The organism is Roseomonas sp. E05, assembly GCF_030063475.1.
Taxonomy (GTDB): domain Bacteria; phylum Pseudomonadota; class Alphaproteobacteria; order Acetobacterales; family Acetobacteraceae; genus Pseudoroseomonas.
Genome location: NZ_JASIRT010000013.1, coordinates 1 through 15,317, shown reverse-complemented (window position 1 = coordinate 15,317; position 15,317 = coordinate 1). Strand labels below are relative to the sequence as shown.

At 68.7% G+C, this 15,317-nt stretch carries 14 protein-coding genes; 6 read left to right on the top strand and 8 right to left on the bottom strand.

What is annotated here, in order from left to right; translation table 11 throughout:
• Positions 1 to 18 precede the first annotated feature (18 nt).
• Genes QMO56_RS14445 through QMO56_RS14430 form a run of 4 tightly spaced genes read right to left on the bottom strand, consistent with a single transcriptional unit; the run spans position 19 to position 3,500 of the window.
• Positions 19 to 1,296 (bottom strand): TRAP transporter large permease, encoded by a 1,278-nt coding sequence (locus tag QMO56_RS14445; protein ID WP_283526693.1) that lies wholly within the window; start codon positions 1,294 to 1,296, stop codon positions 19 to 21.
• Complete coding sequence (locus QMO56_RS14440) at positions 1,293 to 1,808, bottom strand: TRAP transporter small permease (RefSeq protein ID WP_283526691.1); 516 nt, start codon at positions 1,806 to 1,808, stop codon at positions 1,293 to 1,295. The genes QMO56_RS14445 and QMO56_RS14440 overlap by 4 nt, the downstream gene beginning before the upstream one ends.
• Positions 1,805 to 2,476, bottom strand: a complete 672-nt coding sequence (locus QMO56_RS14435; protein WP_283526689.1) for a cyclase family protein — start codon at positions 2,474 to 2,476, stop codon at positions 1,805 to 1,807. The genes QMO56_RS14440 and QMO56_RS14435 overlap by 4 nt, the downstream gene beginning before the upstream one ends.
• 28 nt (positions 2,477 to 2,504) lie before the next feature.
• Positions 2,505 to 3,500 (bottom strand): TRAP transporter substrate-binding protein, encoded by a 996-nt coding sequence (locus tag QMO56_RS14430; RefSeq protein ID WP_283526688.1) that lies wholly within the window; start codon positions 3,498 to 3,500, stop codon positions 2,505 to 2,507.
• Between the two features lie 257 nt (positions 3,501 to 3,757).
• Here QMO56_RS14430 and QMO56_RS14425 point away from each other — a divergent pair, with 257 nt between their 5' ends.
• A complete protein-coding gene (locus QMO56_RS14425; protein WP_283526685.1) occupies positions 3,758 to 4,129 on the top strand; it encodes a hypothetical protein in 372 nt (123 codons plus the stop codon).
• A gap of 93 nt (positions 4,130 to 4,222) precedes the next feature.
• Complete coding sequence (locus QMO56_RS14420) at positions 4,223 to 5,791, top strand: GMC family oxidoreductase (protein WP_283526683.1); 1,569 nt, start codon at positions 4,223 to 4,225, stop codon at positions 5,789 to 5,791.
• 169 nt (positions 5,792 to 5,960) lie between these two features.
• Here the strand turns inward: QMO56_RS14420 and QMO56_RS14415 are convergent, their stop codons facing one another.
• Positions 5,961 to 8,045, bottom strand: a complete 2,085-nt coding sequence (locus QMO56_RS14415; protein ID WP_283526681.1) for an FUSC family protein — start codon at positions 8,043 to 8,045, stop codon at positions 5,961 to 5,963.
• A 219-nt stretch (positions 8,046 to 8,264) separates the two neighbouring features.
• On the opposite strand from QMO56_RS14415, the gene QMO56_RS14410 reads away from it, so the two are divergent.
• On the top strand, positions 8,265 to 9,056 hold the full coding sequence (locus QMO56_RS14410) for an SDR family oxidoreductase (RefSeq protein WP_283526678.1): 792 nt from the start codon (positions 8,265 to 8,267) through the stop codon (positions 9,054 to 9,056).
• A 159-nt stretch (positions 9,057 to 9,215) separates the two neighbouring features.
• The gene (locus tag QMO56_RS14405; protein ID WP_283526676.1) at positions 9,216 to 10,391 is read left to right on the top strand and encodes a zinc-dependent alcohol dehydrogenase; all 1,176 of its coding nucleotides are present in this window, start codon (positions 9,216 to 9,218) and stop codon (positions 10,389 to 10,391) included.
• A gap of 52 nt (positions 10,392 to 10,443) precedes the next feature.
• On the opposite strand, the gene QMO56_RS14400 is transcribed toward QMO56_RS14405, so the two are convergent.
• Both QMO56_RS14400 and QMO56_RS14395 read right to left on the bottom strand, forming a co-directional pair.
• Entirely contained in the window at positions 10,444 to 11,424 is a 981-nt protein-coding gene (locus QMO56_RS14400; protein ID WP_283526674.1) for a tripartite tricarboxylate transporter substrate-binding protein, read from the bottom strand.
• Between the two features lie 38 nt (positions 11,425 to 11,462).
• Positions 11,463 to 12,536: a tartrate dehydrogenase gene (locus QMO56_RS14395; protein WP_283526672.1), complete on the bottom strand. Its 1,074-nt coding sequence runs from the start codon at positions 12,534 to 12,536 to the stop codon at positions 11,463 to 11,465.
• Positions 12,537 to 13,066: 530 nt separating this feature from the next.
• Between QMO56_RS14395 and QMO56_RS14390 the strand changes: the two genes are divergently transcribed.
• Together QMO56_RS14390 and ribB are read left to right on the top strand one after the other, a co-directional pair.
• A complete protein-coding gene (locus tag QMO56_RS14390; RefSeq protein WP_283526670.1) occupies positions 13,067 to 14,260 on the top strand; it encodes an MFS transporter in 1,194 nt (397 codons plus the stop codon).
• A 97-nt stretch (positions 14,261 to 14,357) separates the two neighbouring features.
• Positions 14,358 to 15,005 carry a 3,4-dihydroxy-2-butanone-4-phosphate synthase gene (ribB, locus tag QMO56_RS14385; protein WP_283526884.1) on the top strand — a complete coding sequence of 216 codons (648 nt, stop codon included), beginning with the start codon at positions 14,358 to 14,360 and terminating at the stop codon, positions 15,003 to 15,005.
• Positions 15,006 to 15,028: 23 nt separating this feature from the next.
• Here the strand turns inward: ribB and QMO56_RS14380 are convergent, their stop codons facing one another.
• Positions 15,029 to 15,259, bottom strand: coding sequence for a transposase (locus QMO56_RS14380; RefSeq protein WP_408906530.1), 231 nt, complete (start codon positions 15,257 to 15,259; stop codon positions 15,029 to 15,031).
• Positions 15,260 to 15,317 lie beyond the last annotated feature (58 nt).

The following is a 15,317-nucleotide window of genomic DNA, read 5'->3' as shown; positions in this document are numbered from 1 at the left end:
GCGCCTGCCCTCCCCCGTTCAGCGCAGCCAGCGCAGCGGACCGAGTACCAGCCACGGCATCAGCGTCAGCGCCAGCAGCACCACGACCTGCGAGGTCAGGAAGGGCAGCACGCCCCGGATCACCGAGCCCATGCGGACCCTCGCCACCGCGCAGACCACGTTCAGCACCGCACCGACCGGCGGCGTCAGCAGCCCGATGGCGCAGTTCAGGATGAACAGCACGCCGAAATAGACCGGGTCGATGCCGGCCTCGCGCACGATGGGCATCAGCACCGGCGTGAGGATCAGGATGGTCGGGATGAAGTCGAGCGCGGTGCCGACGAGGATGACCAGCAGCATGATGGCCAGCATCAGGCTGATGCGATCGCCCATGAAGGGTTCGAGGAGGTTCCGCACCTCGCCGGGGATGTCGGCGATGGTGATGAGGTAGGCCGAGACGGAGGCGGCGGCGACCAGGAACATCACCGCCGCGCTGGTGCGCACGGCGTTCAGCATCACCTGGGGCAGGTCGCGCGGCTTCAGCTCGCGATAGATCACCATTCCGGCGAAGAGCGCATAGACCGCGGCCACCACCGCCGCCTCGGTCGGCGTGAAGATGCCGAACTTCAGGCCGCCGATGATGAGCGCCGGCAGCACCAGCGCCAGCGCCGCGTCGCGCAGCGCCGCCAGCCGCTCGGCGCCGTTCATCACCGGCATCACGGCCGAGCTCTCGCGCCGCGCGACGATCGCCCAGGTGATGGCCAGCGCCGCGCCCATCAGGATGCCGGGGACGACGCCGGCCAGGAACAGCGCGGTGATCGAGGTGTTCGCCGCCACGCCGAAGACGATGTAGCCGATCGAGGGCGGGATCACCGGCGCGATGATGCCGCCCGCCGCCATCAGCCCCGCCGCGCGCGGCACGTCGTGCCCGGCCTGCCGCATCACCGGCATCAGCACGGCGGCCAGCGCCGCGGTGTCCGCCACCGCCGAGCCGGAGAGCGAGGCGAGGAAGATCGCCGCGACGATCGCCACATAGCCGAGGCCGCCGCGCACATGTCCGACCAGCGCCATGCCGAGATGCACGAGGCGCCGTGAGAGGCCACCCGCGTTCATCGCCTCGCCCGCCAGCATGAAGAAGGGGATGGCGAGCAGCGCGAAGCTGTCGGCGCCGTTCAGCATCTGCAACGCCATCGCCTGAGGCTGGAAGAGGTCCAGATGCCACATCAGCGCCAGCGAGGAGGCCATCAGCGCGAAAGCAATGGGCATCCCCACCGCCATCGCGCCCAGCAGCGAGGCGGCGAAGATGAACAGCGTCACGCGCCGGCCTCCCCTTCCATGTGGCGCTCTGGCGGCTCCTGGCCCATGAGCGCGGCGGTCAGGTCGACGAGCGCCAGCAGGCCCAGCCCGACGCCCGCCACCACGGCGGAGGCATAGGTCCAGCCCAGCGGCACGCCGGAGACGGGCGCCAGGTTGCCCATGTTCAGCGCCGTCTGCAGCCAGGCGCCCCAGAGGAAGACGGCGCAGCAGACCAGGATCAGCAGGCCGGAGATGATGCGGCAGACGTGCCGCCCGGCCTTGGGAAGCGCGCCCGTCACCAGATCGAAGCCGAGATGGCCGCCCTGGCGCAGCACCACCACGGCGCCGAGAAAGGTGAGCCAGACGAAGAGCAGGCGCGAGATTTCGTCGGTGACGGTGATGCCGGAGTTGAAGGCGTAGCGCAGCACCACATTCCCGAAGACCATCACCACCATGATTCCCAATGCCAACACCAGCAGCCACTCGGCCAGGGCGAAGACCCTGTCCGAGAGCCGGGCGAGGCGGGCGATCATGCCGCCAGGCCCTCGATGGCGAAGACCCGTGCCGGCGCACCGTCGGCGCCCGGGATCAGCAGCGGCGCGGCGCAGAGGAAGGTGCGGCTGCCCTCCAACGCCGTGGTGTTGATCAGGTACTCGATCAGCGTCACGCCGTGGCGCAGCAGCACGTCATGCGTCACATGCTGGTCGAAGGGAACTTCCTGCTTGTCCAGCAGCAGGCGGATCGGGAAGTCCTGCGGGAAGTCGAAGGCCACCGCCGTCGGCTTCAGGGTGGCGAGGTATTCCGCCGCGTCGCGCGTCAGCCAGGGGGATTCGGTCCAGAACTCGCGGGTGTTGCGGTCGCGGCGGCCGTCCCAGCCGGCGGAGAGCAGCAGGATCTCGCCCTCCGGCCCGCCAGGATCGGCGGCGCGCAGGCGGGCAGCGTCGATGGCGGCGTTATCCGGCGCCGCGCGGAGGTCGAAGATGCGGGCCGGCCCGACCACGCGGTCGAGCGGCGTGCTCTCGATGGTCGGTGCGTCCGCCAGGATATGCGCGCGCGCGTCCACATGGCTGAAGCCGTGGCAGGTGGTGTGCAGCTTCGTCACGCGGAACTGGTCGCCGGCGGCGATGTCGCCAGTGACGGAGATCTCCGGACGCCAGCGGAAATGCGGCGCGATGGGCATGGACAGGTCGATCAGGCGCATGGCGCGCATTCTCCGGCTGGGGTCGCGCTCAGGCGCCGGTGGCGTGGATGGCTTCGGGCAGTTCCGCGCCGAACTGGCTGGTGTATTCGGCGCGCACCGGGGCGACCACGATCTTGGCCATGGACTCGCGGTCCGGCTCCGCGACCACCTGCATGCCCTCCTCCTTCAGCTTGGCGATGGAGCCGGGCTCGGCATCCTCGTTCATCTGCCGCTGCTTCGGGGTGACCTCGGCGGCCACGGCGCGGATCAGTTCGCGATGCTTCTCCGGCAGGGAGTCCAGCCGCTGCTTCGACATCGCCAGGATGCCGGCGGTGTAGGCGTGGCGCGTCAGGCTGAGATGCTTCTGCACCTCGAAGAAGCGCGCGTTCAGGATCAGCGTCGTCGGGTTCTCCTGTCCGTCCACGGTGCGCGTCTCCAGCGCGGTGAACAGCTCGGTGAAGGCGAGCGGCGTCGGGTTCGCGCCGAGGAGCTGGAAGGCCTTGATATGCGCCGGGTTCGGCGTGGTGCGGATCTTCAGCCCCTCGATGTCGGCGGCGGTCTGCACGGCGCGGCGCGAGTTGGTCAGGTTGCGGAAGCCGATATCCCAGAAGCCCAGCACCACCAGCCCCGAGGGCTCCAGCTCCGGCTTCAGCTTGTCGCCGATCGGGCCGTCCAGCACTGCGGCGACGTGCTTGCGGTCGCGGAACTGGAAGGGCAGGTCGAGCACGTTCAGCTTCGGCGCCAGGCCGGTGAAGTAGGGGTTGCCGGTCAGCGCGATGTCCAGCGTGCCGCCGCGCGCGGCGGAGATGATGGTGGGATCGCTGCCCAGTGCGCCGTTGGGGAAGACCTGAACGGTGATGGCCCCGTCCGAGCGCTCTTTCAGCGTCCGGGCGAAGAGCAGCGCGGCGCGGTGCCAGCTGTCGCTCTCGGGGTGCGGGTGGGCGAAGCGGATGCGGGTGGTCTGCGCATGGGCCGGAGCGGCAACCCAGGGCATGGCAAGACCGGCTGCGGCGGCGAAAGCCGCGCGGCGGGTGATTTCAACCATGGACGTTGTTCCTCGTTTGGCCGGGTAGCAAGGGCGGTATACAGAATACGGACAGCTTTCCTGGCTGCGCAAGGCCCTTGTCCCATTGTAGGACAGGACAACGATACGGGCAGGAAGCCATGCTGCCCGGCCCCTGCGGGCGCGGAAGGCCGCGGTCACGCCGAATTGGTGCGGCAGGATCGCCCGTCTTCGCCGTGGCGCTTGCGGGTCGCCGCCCGGCGCGCCCACCATTTCCGGAATGGCCAAGGAGAGCAGCCATGCTGATCCGGGATTTCCTGAACCTCCTGCTCGACGACACACTGGAAGAGGCGCGCCTCCGCCGCCGCAGCCCGGACGCCACCCTGGCCTTCCAGGGCGCCGAGCGTGCCGTCGCCGACTGTCGGCAGGCCATGGCCGGCGAGCGGATGCGCGCAGGGCTGCGGAATCTGCTCGTCGAGGCCCGCGAGCGTTCGGCCGCCGCCGCCGGCCGCCCGGATGAGGCCTTCTGGTTCTCCCGCGAACTGCACATCGAGTGGATCGCGAAGGTGGTCAGCGTCGTGCTGCTGACGGCGCGGGTGGAGGCCATCGTCCCGCCCTCGCGCGAGGCGGCCCTGAAGGCGGCGCAGCTGATGGAACTCGGCCCGGGCTGAGCCTGCCGCACGGCCCGCCGCCTCTCGCGCCGGAGCGATGGGCGTCGTAGCCTGGGCGGGTCAGTGCCCAGGAAGCCCGGAGAACCGTCATCCATGCATGATGTGATTGTGGTCGGCGCGGGTTCGGCCGGCGCGCCGCTTGCCGCGCGGCTGTCGGAAGACCCCTCCCGCCGCGTGCTGCTGCTGGAAGCGGGGCGCGACTGGCGGAGCGCCGAGGCGCCCCCCGCCCTGCGCAGCGCCAACATCATTCCCTTCATGCACAGCCCCACGCACCAGGCCGAATGGCAGTGGCCGGAGCTGATGGCCCGCCGCACGCGGACGCAGGCGCCGCGCTTCTACTGGCGCGGCAGGGCGCTCGGCGGCTCCTCGACAGTCAACGCGCAGATCGCCATCCGCGGCGTGCCGGCGGCCTTCGACGCCTGGGCGGAGGCGGGCTGCGAGGGCTGGTCGGCGGTCGAGGTGCTGCCGGTCTTCGACGCCATCGAGGATGACGCGGAGACCGGCACCGCGCCCGGCATCCGGCGTGGCGGGCCACTGCCGGTGCATCGCACGCCGCTCGCCGAATGGGGCGCGGTGGACCTGGCGCTGCGCGAGGCCGCCCTCGCCGCCGGCTATCCCTGGAAGCCCGATCAGAACGCGCCTGAGGGCGAAGGCGTCTCCTGCCATCCGATCAACAGCCGCGACGGGCAGCGCGTCACCACCAATGACGGCTATCTGGAGCCGGCGCGCGGCCGCCCGAACCTGGAGATCCGCGGCGGCGCGCTGGTGGACCGGGTGCTGTTCGAGGGCAAGGCGGCGTGCGGCGTGCGCGTGCGCTTCGAGGGCAGCGGCGAATGGCAGGAGCTGGCCGCGCGCGAGGTGGTGCTCTGCGCCGGCGCCATCCACAGCCCGGCCATCCTGATGCGCTCCGGCATCGGGCCGGCGGCGGCGCTGGCGGCGCTCGGCATCCCCGTGCTGCACGACCAGCCGGCCGTGGGGCGGCACTTCATGGACCATCCCATCCTGCGCGCGAGCCTTGCGCTGCGCCCGGAGCACCGCGCGCGCGGGCGGGACGCGCGCCACACCAACTGCTGCGTCACCTACAGCAGCGGCTTCGGCGGCGAGCGCGACATGATCATGGTGGCCTACAACCACCGCAACCTGCCGCCCGGCGAGGAGCCCTCCCCGGCCGGCGGCATCGGCGTCGCGCTCTACGATGCCCTCTCACGCGGGGAACTGCGGCTGGTCTCCGCCGCGCCCGAGGCGCAGCCGGAGGTGGAGGAGAACATGCTCGACCATCCCGCCGACCGGCTGCGGCTGCGCGACGGGGTGCGGCGCCTCGCCCGGCTGACGGCGATGGCGCCGGTGCAGCGCATCGTGACGGCCGCCACCTTCGGCGACACCGGGCTGGACATGGCCGAGGCCGCCGCCCTGCCGGACGACGCGCTGGACGCGCTGATGCTGGAGCAGGCCGGCGACATCCAGCACGCCGCCGGCACCTGCCGCATGACCGCCCACGAGGACCCGCGCGGCGTCGTGGACCCCGACCTGCGCGTGCGCGGCGTGCGGGGTTTGCGTGTGGGCGATGCCTCGATCATGCCGAGCGACTGCCGGGCCAACCTGCATTTCACCTGCGTGATGATCGGCGAGATGCTGGCCCGGCGGATGCGCCGGGCGGCCTGAAGGCGGGAGCGGATGGCAGGGTCCGGGATGACACGGTCAACTCGGTTCTCGGCAAAGGCATGCCGCGGAGCAGGCGTACACCCTGCTTCGCCGGCAGCACGGGCCTGGCATGGCGGGCGGGCAGATTGAGGGTCATCGCGCTCCGGCAGTGGCCGGCCCTGGTCCTGGGCTAGCCGGCGGGCCGCGTGCCGGCACTCCGAAAGGGCCAGAACGCCGCAAGGCCGGCGCCAAGTCGGCCACGCCGCAAGGCTGCGTCGAGAGCGGCGGCGAAATGGTGGATCGCCTGGGTGAGCGCGGCCAGGGCGGTACCCTCACCGCCCGGTGCGCCAGCCGTGCCGCCGCCTGCGGGCAGGGGCGCGCCACACTCGATGGCCTCGATGATCCGCTCCAGATCCGCGCGCAGGGCGGCGACGTCGCCGGATTGCGGCGCGCCCCGCCGGCACAGGGCCAGCCATTCGTCAAGCAGGTAAGCACAGGCCATCGCGGCCTGGACGGTCTCCCGCATCGCGGGCGGCGTTGCCACGGCCCAGCCGCGGTCGAGCGGACCGGCCGCGGCGCGCAGGGTCTGCACGCACCGGCGCACAGGACCGGCCTGGGAATGTGCCGCCGCCTCGGGATGGGGTGCCTCCCACGGCCGGGAGCCGAGCACGGCGCAGAGTGCGCGCAGGAAGCCGAGCCCGGCTTCGCGCAGGGCATCGCGCGTCCGCCGTGGCAGCAGCGCCGCCGCCACGGCCATGCCCGCCGCCGCGCCGATGACCGTCTCGCCCAGGCGGATTTCCAGCAGCCCGGCCTGGAAGTGGCCGAGCAGCGCATAGAGCAGCGACAGCATGACGGTGATCCAGAAGATCATCACCGCATAGGCCGCCTGGAAGGCATAGAAGGCCAGGAATTCGCAGAGCAGGGCCAGCAGCAGAATCAGCCCCTGGTTGCCCTGCACCGCCGCACCGATGGCCAGCCCGGCACCGATGCCGAGCAGCGTTCCGAGGATCCGTTGCAGGGCCTTGGTCAGGGTCGCAGTGCGCGGCCCGGTGCCGGCGAAGATGATGAAGGCCGCCAGCACGCTCCAGTACCAGCGCTGGCTGGACAGCAGCTGGCCCAGCAGCATGGCCGCGCCGCTCGCCACCGTGACCTGAATGACCTGCCGCCCACCAGGACCGAGCCAACCCACCTCCACTCCGCCGCCCTGCGACGCATCCGCCGCGGCGGGCTTCTCCGCCTCGCCCAGGGGCAGCCGCTCCCGGGCCGCCGTCAGGATCGCCCCCGGCGCGCGGGGCAGGTCCCGCACGGTGGCGGACAGGCGCTCCAGGGCGTGACCGAGCGGGGTGTGATCCCGCGCCTCCTGGCGGGCGGCCGGTTCTCCACCGCCGGGCGACAGGCCCAGTTGCCGGATGATCCGGTCGAGCCGGTGGAGCAGGGCTGGCCCGGCCTGCCCTTCCCGCGCAGGGTCCGTGCAGAGCAGCGCAACCCGCTGTGCACCGAGCTGCAGTTCCAGAAGCTGCATGGTGAGCCGGCTCATCCCCCCTTCCCCGGCACCATGCAGCCGCTCGATCTGTTCCTCCGCGGCCAGGATCGCCTCCTGCAGCCGCGCCCGCCGGCGGATCAGGCGGCGCGGCTCTCCGGCCGGAGGTGATCGGCGCACCTCGTCCAGCAGATGGGCGGCCTGGCGCTCCACGCTCCGCACCAGGCGCGGCAGGGCAGCCGCCGGCCGCTCGGGGAACAGCACCAGGCGGACCAGCAGCGCGGTCAGGATGACGAAGCCCACGGCCCCGGCGCCATAAGGCAACTGCTCCGGCTGCAGCTGCAGGAGCTGGGCGATGTAGAAGCCGACGAAGCCCTGCATGCCGCAGGCCGCCAGCCGCAGCCCCCGGCCACGCGCCAGGGCGGCCGCGAAGACCACCAGCAGGAAGCCGAGATCGGTTGCCCAGCGCCAGGGGGCGACGACGGAGGCGAGCGCGGCGCCCGCCAGGGCCGGAAGCCCGATTAGGAGCGTCGTGACCGCCTGCGCCCGCGGCGTCGGGTCGCGCACCGCCGCGCCGCTGAACTGCGCCACCATGAAGCCGAGCGCGGCGGCTGGCACGGGCATGGCCGCCCAGCGGTGCAGGGCAATGAGGCCCAGCGCCGCGAGAGCGACCAGCAGCGTGACCCGGGCGGCGAAACGCAGGCGGAGCAGCCCGGGGTCGGCGCCCAGCCCCTGCTCCAGCCACTCCGCCACGCGCAGCCCGGCGCGCGGCATCACATAGGGGCGCGATGGCATTAAGATCTCTCATTCCTGACCAGGCCTGTAACGTGGCGAGAAGCCATCCGCTTCGGACACCACACCGCAGCGGCGAGCCTTCTCAGCCGCACTTTTGCTCCGCCTCGCCAGTGGTCCGGCATGGCAGGCCGCGGCGGCCCGGCACATGAATAAGGCGTTTTCAGGAACCAGAGGCCCTGCCGGGCGGTTACGGAGCCATCCCTGAGCTGCGGAGCCGCCATGCCGACCGACACCCGGAAGCCCCTCGCCATCGTCACCGGCGCCTCGACCGGCATCGGCTATGAGCTCGCGAAATGCTGCGCCCAGAACGGGTTCGATCTGCTGGTCGCGGCGGATGAGGCCGCCATCAACGACGCCGCCGCGGATTTCCGAGGCCTCGGCGCCGCGGTGGATGCGGTGGAGGCCGACCTCGCCACGCCGGAGGGCGTGGACAAGCTCTGGGCCGCGCTCGGCGGCCGCCCGGTCGATGCGCTGCTGGCCAATGCGGGGCGCGGCCTCGGCGAGGGCTTCCTGGACCAGGATTTCGATGCGGTGCGCCGCGTCATCGACACCAACATCACGGGCACCCTTTCCCTGATCCAGAGGGCTGGCCGCGCGATGCGCATGCAGGGGCACGGCAAGATCCTCATCACCGGCTCCATCGCCGGCTTCATCCCCGGCACCTATCAGGCGGTCTACAATGCATCCAAGGCCTTCCTGGACTCCTTCTCCTTCGCGCTGCGCCACGAGGTGAAGGATCAGGGCATCACCGTCACCTGCCTGATGCCCGGCGCGACCGAGACCGACTTCTTCGAACGCGCCGGCATGGAGGACACCAAGATCGGCCAGGCGAAGAAGGACGATCCCGCCGATGTCGCAAAGACCGGCTTCGACGCGATGATGCGCGGCGATGGCGACGTGGTGAGCGGCTGGCACAACAAGCTGCAGACGGCGATCGCCTCCGTCACGCCGGCCGGCATGCTCGCCAGGCAGCACAGTGCCGCCGCCGCGCCCGACTCAGGCAAGCACTAGAATATTTTCTGTTCGCCCTGGCTCCCGGAAAACGCTCCAGCCGTTTGTTTTGGCGAGCATCTTCACCCGTTCCGATGATGCCATCGGAACGCGATCTGCTCCAGGCGCCGGCGCCGCACCGCCCCTTTCCCGACCGCAACCTTTTCGAAGAGATCCTCCATGAAAGCACTGACCTGGCACGGCAAGGGCGATATTCGCTGCGAGGCGGTCCCCGATCCCAAGATCGAACACGGCCGCGACGCCATCATCAAGGTCACCGCCTGTGCGATTTGCGGCTCCGACCTGCACCTGATGGGCGGCTTCGTCCCCACCATGGAAAGCGGCGACGTGCTCGGCCATGAATGCATGGGGGAGGTCGTCGAGGTCGGGCGCGAGAACAGCAAGCTGAAGGTGGGCGACCGCGTGGTGGTGCCCTTCACCATCTGCTGCGGCGAGTGCCGGCAGTGCAAATGGGGCAACTGGTCGCTCTGCGAGCGCTCCAACCGCAACGGCAAGATGCAGGCGGAGCAGTTCGGCTATGCGACGGCGGGGCTGTTCGGCTACTCGCATGTCACCGGCGGCTATGCCGGTGGCCAGGCTGAGTATATCCGCGTGCCCTTCGCCGATGTCAGCCACCTCAAGGTGCCGGAAAGCCTGACCGACGAGCAGGTGCTGTTCCTCTCCGACATCTTCCCGACCGCCTGGATGGCGGCCGAGAACTGCGAGATCAAGCCGGGCGACACCATCGCCGTCTGGGGCTGCGGACCGGTCGGGCAGCTCACCATCCGCTCCTGCTTCCTGCAGGGCGCCAGGCGTGTCATCGCGATCGACACGGTGCCGGAGCGGCTGGCCCTGGCGCGCGAGGCCGGCGCCGAGACGATCGACTATGGCGAGGGCAAGGTGCAGGAGAACATCCTTGAGCTGACCAAGGGTCTGGGCCCCGATGCGGTGATCGAGGCGGTGGGCATGGAGAGCCATGGCGCGGACACGCTGGCGCAGAGCGTGACCTCCAATGTGATGAGCCACACCATCAGCATGGAGCGGCCCTTCGCGCTGAATCAGGCGATCCTGGCCTGCCGGCCGGGCGGCATCGTCTCCGTGCCCGGTGTCTATGTGAGCTTCTCGCCGGTCGCCATGGGCGCCTTCATGAACAAGGCGCTGACCATGAAGACCGGCCAGACCCATATGCTGCGCTACATGGAGCCGCTGCTGCGGCGCATCGAGAAGGGCGAGATCGATCCGTCCTTCATCATCACCCACCGCTCGGCCTCCCTGGAGGACGGGCCGGAACTCTACAACACCTTCCGTGACAAGAAGGATGGCTGCGTGAAGGTTGTCCTCCGCCCGAACGGCTGAGAAGGCCTGCGCAGCGGCAGCGGGGCGAACCCCCGCTGCCGGCCCGCCCGGCTCAGTCCGCGTACTGGCCGGCGTCCTGGATGATCGGGCGCCAGCGGGCCACCTCCTCCGCCAGGAAGCGGGCGTGATAGGCGGGGGTGGCGCGCTCCTGGCTGGCAGGCGCCGTCACCAGTTCGCTGAAGCGGGCCAGCAACCGCTCCTCGCGCAGCGCGGCGCGGATGGCGGTGGAGAGCCGCTCCTGCACCTCGGGCGGCGTGCCACGCGGGGCGTAGAGACCGTGCCAGGTGCTCATCGAGAGTTGCGGCGCGCCGGCCTCGGCGGTGGTCGGCAGGTCGAGGCCCGGCACCCGCTCCGGCAGCGTCACGGCATAGGCCTTGATGCGTCCGTCGCGGATGAAGCCTACCGTGTTGGTCGCCTGGTCGCAGAACAGGTCGATGCGGCCGGCCATCAGGTCGGTGATGGCGGGGGCACTGCCGCGGAACACCACGCTGGTCAGCGCCTTGCCCGCCGTGCGTTGCAGCAGCATGCCGCAGAGCTGATTGGCGCCGCCGAGGCCGGAATGCGCCAGGGTCAGCGCATCCCCCTTCTCCTGGATGGCGGCCAGCACGGCCTTCAGGTCCGTGGCGGGGAAGTCGGGGCGCGCCACGATGGTCATCGCCGCATCCGACACCAGGCCGAGCGGCGCGAAGCTCTCCTGCACGTCATAGGGCAGCTTGCGGTACAGCGTCGCCGTGCTGGCATGGCCGATATGGTGCATCAGCAGGGTGTAGCCATCCGGCCGCGCCTGGGCGACGCGCGCGGCGGCGATGGTGCCGCCGGCACCGGTGACGTTCTCCACCACCACCGGCTGGCCGAGATTCTTCGACATCCCCTCGGCCACCAGCCGGCTGACCACGTCGGTCGGGCCGCCGGCGGCGAAGGGCACGGTGATGGTGACGGCATGGTCGGGGAAATCCGCCGCCCGTGCGGAGCGCAGGGCGGGGATGGCCAGCAGGGCGGAGCCTGCGGCGAGCAGGGTGCGGCGTTGCAGCATGGACGTTTCCTCGTTGCTCTCTTGTCGTTCCGGCCGGCTCAGATATTCGCGCTGTGGATGGCGTCGCAGACCGCCTCCGTCACCTCCTTCGTCGTCGCCTTGCCGCCCAGGTCGGGCGTCAGGATGCCGGCCCCGGTGACGCGCTCCACCGCCCGCATCAGGCGCGCGGCGGCCTCAGGCTCGCCGAGGTGCTCCAGCATCTGCGCGCCGGTCCAGAAGGTGGCGACCGGGTTGGCGATGCCCTTGCCCGTGATGTCGAAGGCCGAGCCGTGGATCGGTTCGAACATCGAGGGGAAGCGCCGCTCCGGGTCCACATTGCCGGTGGGAGCCACGCCGAGCGAGCCGGCCAGCGCGGCGGCGAGGTCGGAGAGGATGTCGGCGTGCAGGTTGGTGGCGACGATGGTGTCGAGGCTCTGCGGCTTCAGCACCATGCGCATGGTCATGGCGTCCACCAGCATCTTGTCCCAGGTGACGTCGGGGAACTCCCTCGAGACCTCCTCGGCGATCTCGTCCCACATCACCATGCCGAAGCGCTGGGCGTTGGACTTGGTGACGACGGTGAGGAACTTGCGGGGCCGCGCCTGGGCCAGGCGGAAGGCGTAGCGCATGATCCGCGTGACGCCGACGCGGGTGAAGATGGCCACCTCGGTCGCCACCTCCTCCGGCAGGCCGCGATGCGCGCGGCCGCCATGGCCGGCATATTCGCCCTCCGAGTTCTCGCGCACGATCACCCAGTCGAGGTCGCCCGGGCCGCAGCCGCGCAGCGGCGGGGTGACGCCGGGCAGGATCTTGGTGGGACGGACATTGGCGTACTGGTCGAAGCCCTGGCAGATCGGCAGGCGCAGGCCCCAGAGGGTGACGTGGTCCGGTACGTCCGGCGCCCCGACCGCGCCGAAATAGATCGCGTCGAACTTCTTCAGCGTGGCCAGCCCGTCCGCCGGCATCATCACGCCGTGTTGCCTGTAGTAGTCGGAGCCCCAGGGGAAGGTCTCGACATGCAGGCGGAAGCTGCCCATTCGCCGCTCCAGGGCGGCCAGGGCCTGCAGGCCGGCGGCGATGACCTCTGGGCCGATGCCATCGGCCGGGATGGCGGCGATGCTGTACTCGCGCATGGGCGGTCCTCTCCACGATTTGCCTCCTAGGCTAGGCCAGGCGGGCCGCGGCGGCCGCATCCGAAAGATTGCCCAAAAAAGGCGATAATCGGCGCCGCCGGGACTGTTCCGCTCCCAGAGATGCTGTGTAGAAAGGCAAGCGCCCTGGAGGGCCGCCTTGCCTATCAAGGAGGCAATTGTGAGCTGTGGTCCCGTTTGCTTTGGCAGTGGCCTTGGGGAAGGTCACTTTCTCTGAACACGTCCCTGCGTGGACACATGCAGTGGGCTTGTGCAAAGGCGACGCTGTTGATCCGGCGACTTCCGCACTGCGGTGCAAAATCCTTCATGTTCGCACGATCTATCCCGAACCAAAACAAAGGCCAGCTTCCCATGGCGGACAGTGGCAATTTTGAGTTGACGAGTGGGGGACGATGAACTAGCTCACGGGGCAGACGACAGGTCCAGTTGCCTTTCGCGTAAGCGTTAACGTCAACCAACGCACCACTGCTGGCTGCGCTCCATTGTGGCGCAATCGCTCGTGCGAGGTTGTTGTGTCCGCTACCCCAAACATCATTATACCTGCGCCCAGGTCCAGGCTGACGCTTTGCGTCGGCATCATCTTGATCGGCGCTAACCTCCGCGCGCCTATTACTAGCCTGGGACCGGTGCTTCCGGATATCCAGCAGGCACTGCATCTCGACGGGACAGCGGCCGGCCTACTCAATGCCCTTCCGCTTCTGCTCTTCGCGGTCTTATCTCTGGTTGCGCCGGCGCTCGGACGGCGGCACGGGCTTGAGCGAATTCTGGCAAGCTCCATCCTGGCAATTCTCCTCGGCACGTTGATCCGCTCGCTAGCGCTACCTGGTGCGATTTGGCTGGGGACCGCGCTTCTAAGTATTGGAATCGCTTTCGGAAACGTACTTTTACCCGGGCTCGTCAAGCGTGACTTCCCCGTGCGCGGGGCAGGGCTAATTGGTCTCTACGCAGCTGCGATGGCGGGAACTGCAGGACTGTCCGCCGGGATCGCGGTGCCGATAGCACAATTGCCGGGATCTGACTGGCGTTGGTCGATCGGCGCGTGGGCGCTGCTGGCGCTCGTCACCTTGCTCGTCTGGATGCCGCAAATGCGAGGACGGCAGCACCATCTGGCTTCGATGACTGCCGCGCAGCCCTATGTCTCCCCCTGGCGTCATGCGATCGGCTGGCAGGTCTCGATCTTCTTCGCACTTCACTCACTCATCTTCTATGCGATCGTGGACTGGTTTGCGTCCTATGCTGCTAATTCCGGTCTACCGCTCGGCACTGCTGGGCTGTACCTCCTCGTCTATCAGGTGGTGGCAGTGGCGACGAACTTGGGCAGTGCTTCCCTCATTCGACGCTCGCACGATCAAATGCTGCTCGGCTTCAGCTGCGGTATTTTTCTGCTTGTTGGCACCGTTGGTCTGCTGGCGCGGCCTGACTATTCTCTGCTTTGGCTGGCAAGTGCGGGACTTGGCGCAGGCATCGCGATGGTCACGAGCCTTTCTCTGTTTGCTCTCCGCACGCATGACCACCACCAGGCCTCTGCCCTCTCAGGGATGGCCCAGTTCATCGGCTATGCAGGCGCAGCGGCTGGGCCACTTCTCGTCGGCGTCTTGCATGAAGCGACCGGAAGCTGGACCTCGCCCCTGTCTCTACTGATCGTATCAAGCGTTCTGGTAACTGTCTTCGCCACGCTCGCTGGGCGGCGGCAGGTCATCGAATGAAATAAGATATCCTGACGTGGCTTTTCAGGAAGGCTTGCCTTTCAGCGTAGGCGTTAACGTCAACCAACGCATCACCACTCAACCAGGTTGTGTCTCGATGCTTGATGTCTGTATCTCTCATCCTTCCCTCGCCGGAAATTCCGTCGACCGCGTGCAAGCTGCACTGCATCAGCTTCGTCGCGGCGGCGGTGTCATCGTCGTTGACGATGAAGATCGTGAAAATGAAGGCGACATGATCTTCGCCACTGACACGCTGACCGTGAATCAGATGGCACTTATGATCCGCGAAGGTAGCGGGATCGTCTGCCTGGTGCTGACGGCCGAGCGAGCTGATGCTCTGAATCTCCCGCTCATGGTGGAGCACAACACGTCCAGCTTTGGCACAGGCTTCACCGTCTCCATCGAGGCTAAGGAAGGCGTGTCGTCGGGTGTTTCAGCAGCGGATCGGCTGACCACCATCCGTGCCGCTGTAAGCCCTGATGCACTGCCCGAAGACCTGGCCAGGCCGGGCCATGTCTTTCCGCTACGGGCGCACCGAGCCGGCTTGGTAGGCAGGCAAGGGCATACAGAGGCGACCATAGCGCTGATGGCCATGGCGGGCCTGTCGCGATCGGGCGTGCTTTGCGAGGTCACCAACCCCGATGGCAGCATGGCAAGGCTGCCGGAGCTACAGCGATTTTCGCAACTGCATGCCATGCCGATCGTCAGCATCGCTGATCTGCATTCCATTGTGATTACGGAATAGATCCTTGATACGAGCCCTGCTGCCTATACCGATCCTTGGCTATGAGCACGGCAGAATCTTGCAATAAGCGCCGCATCAAGCTTGTCAGTCTTGTTGCGCGCCAACTCGCTTTGTCCATAAGACTTTACCCGAGATGGATTGACGATACTGACTTGGATGCCCGTTCCATGAAGGATTTCGGCAAGATCCAGTCTGGAGTTGCCCCCATCAAACCGGACACGGGGCTGGTTGAGACTGGGCGCGGATGAACTCACGGGGTGAACACATCCGCAAGCCCTTGTGGGGGTGGACTTCGTTGTAGTCCTCGATCCG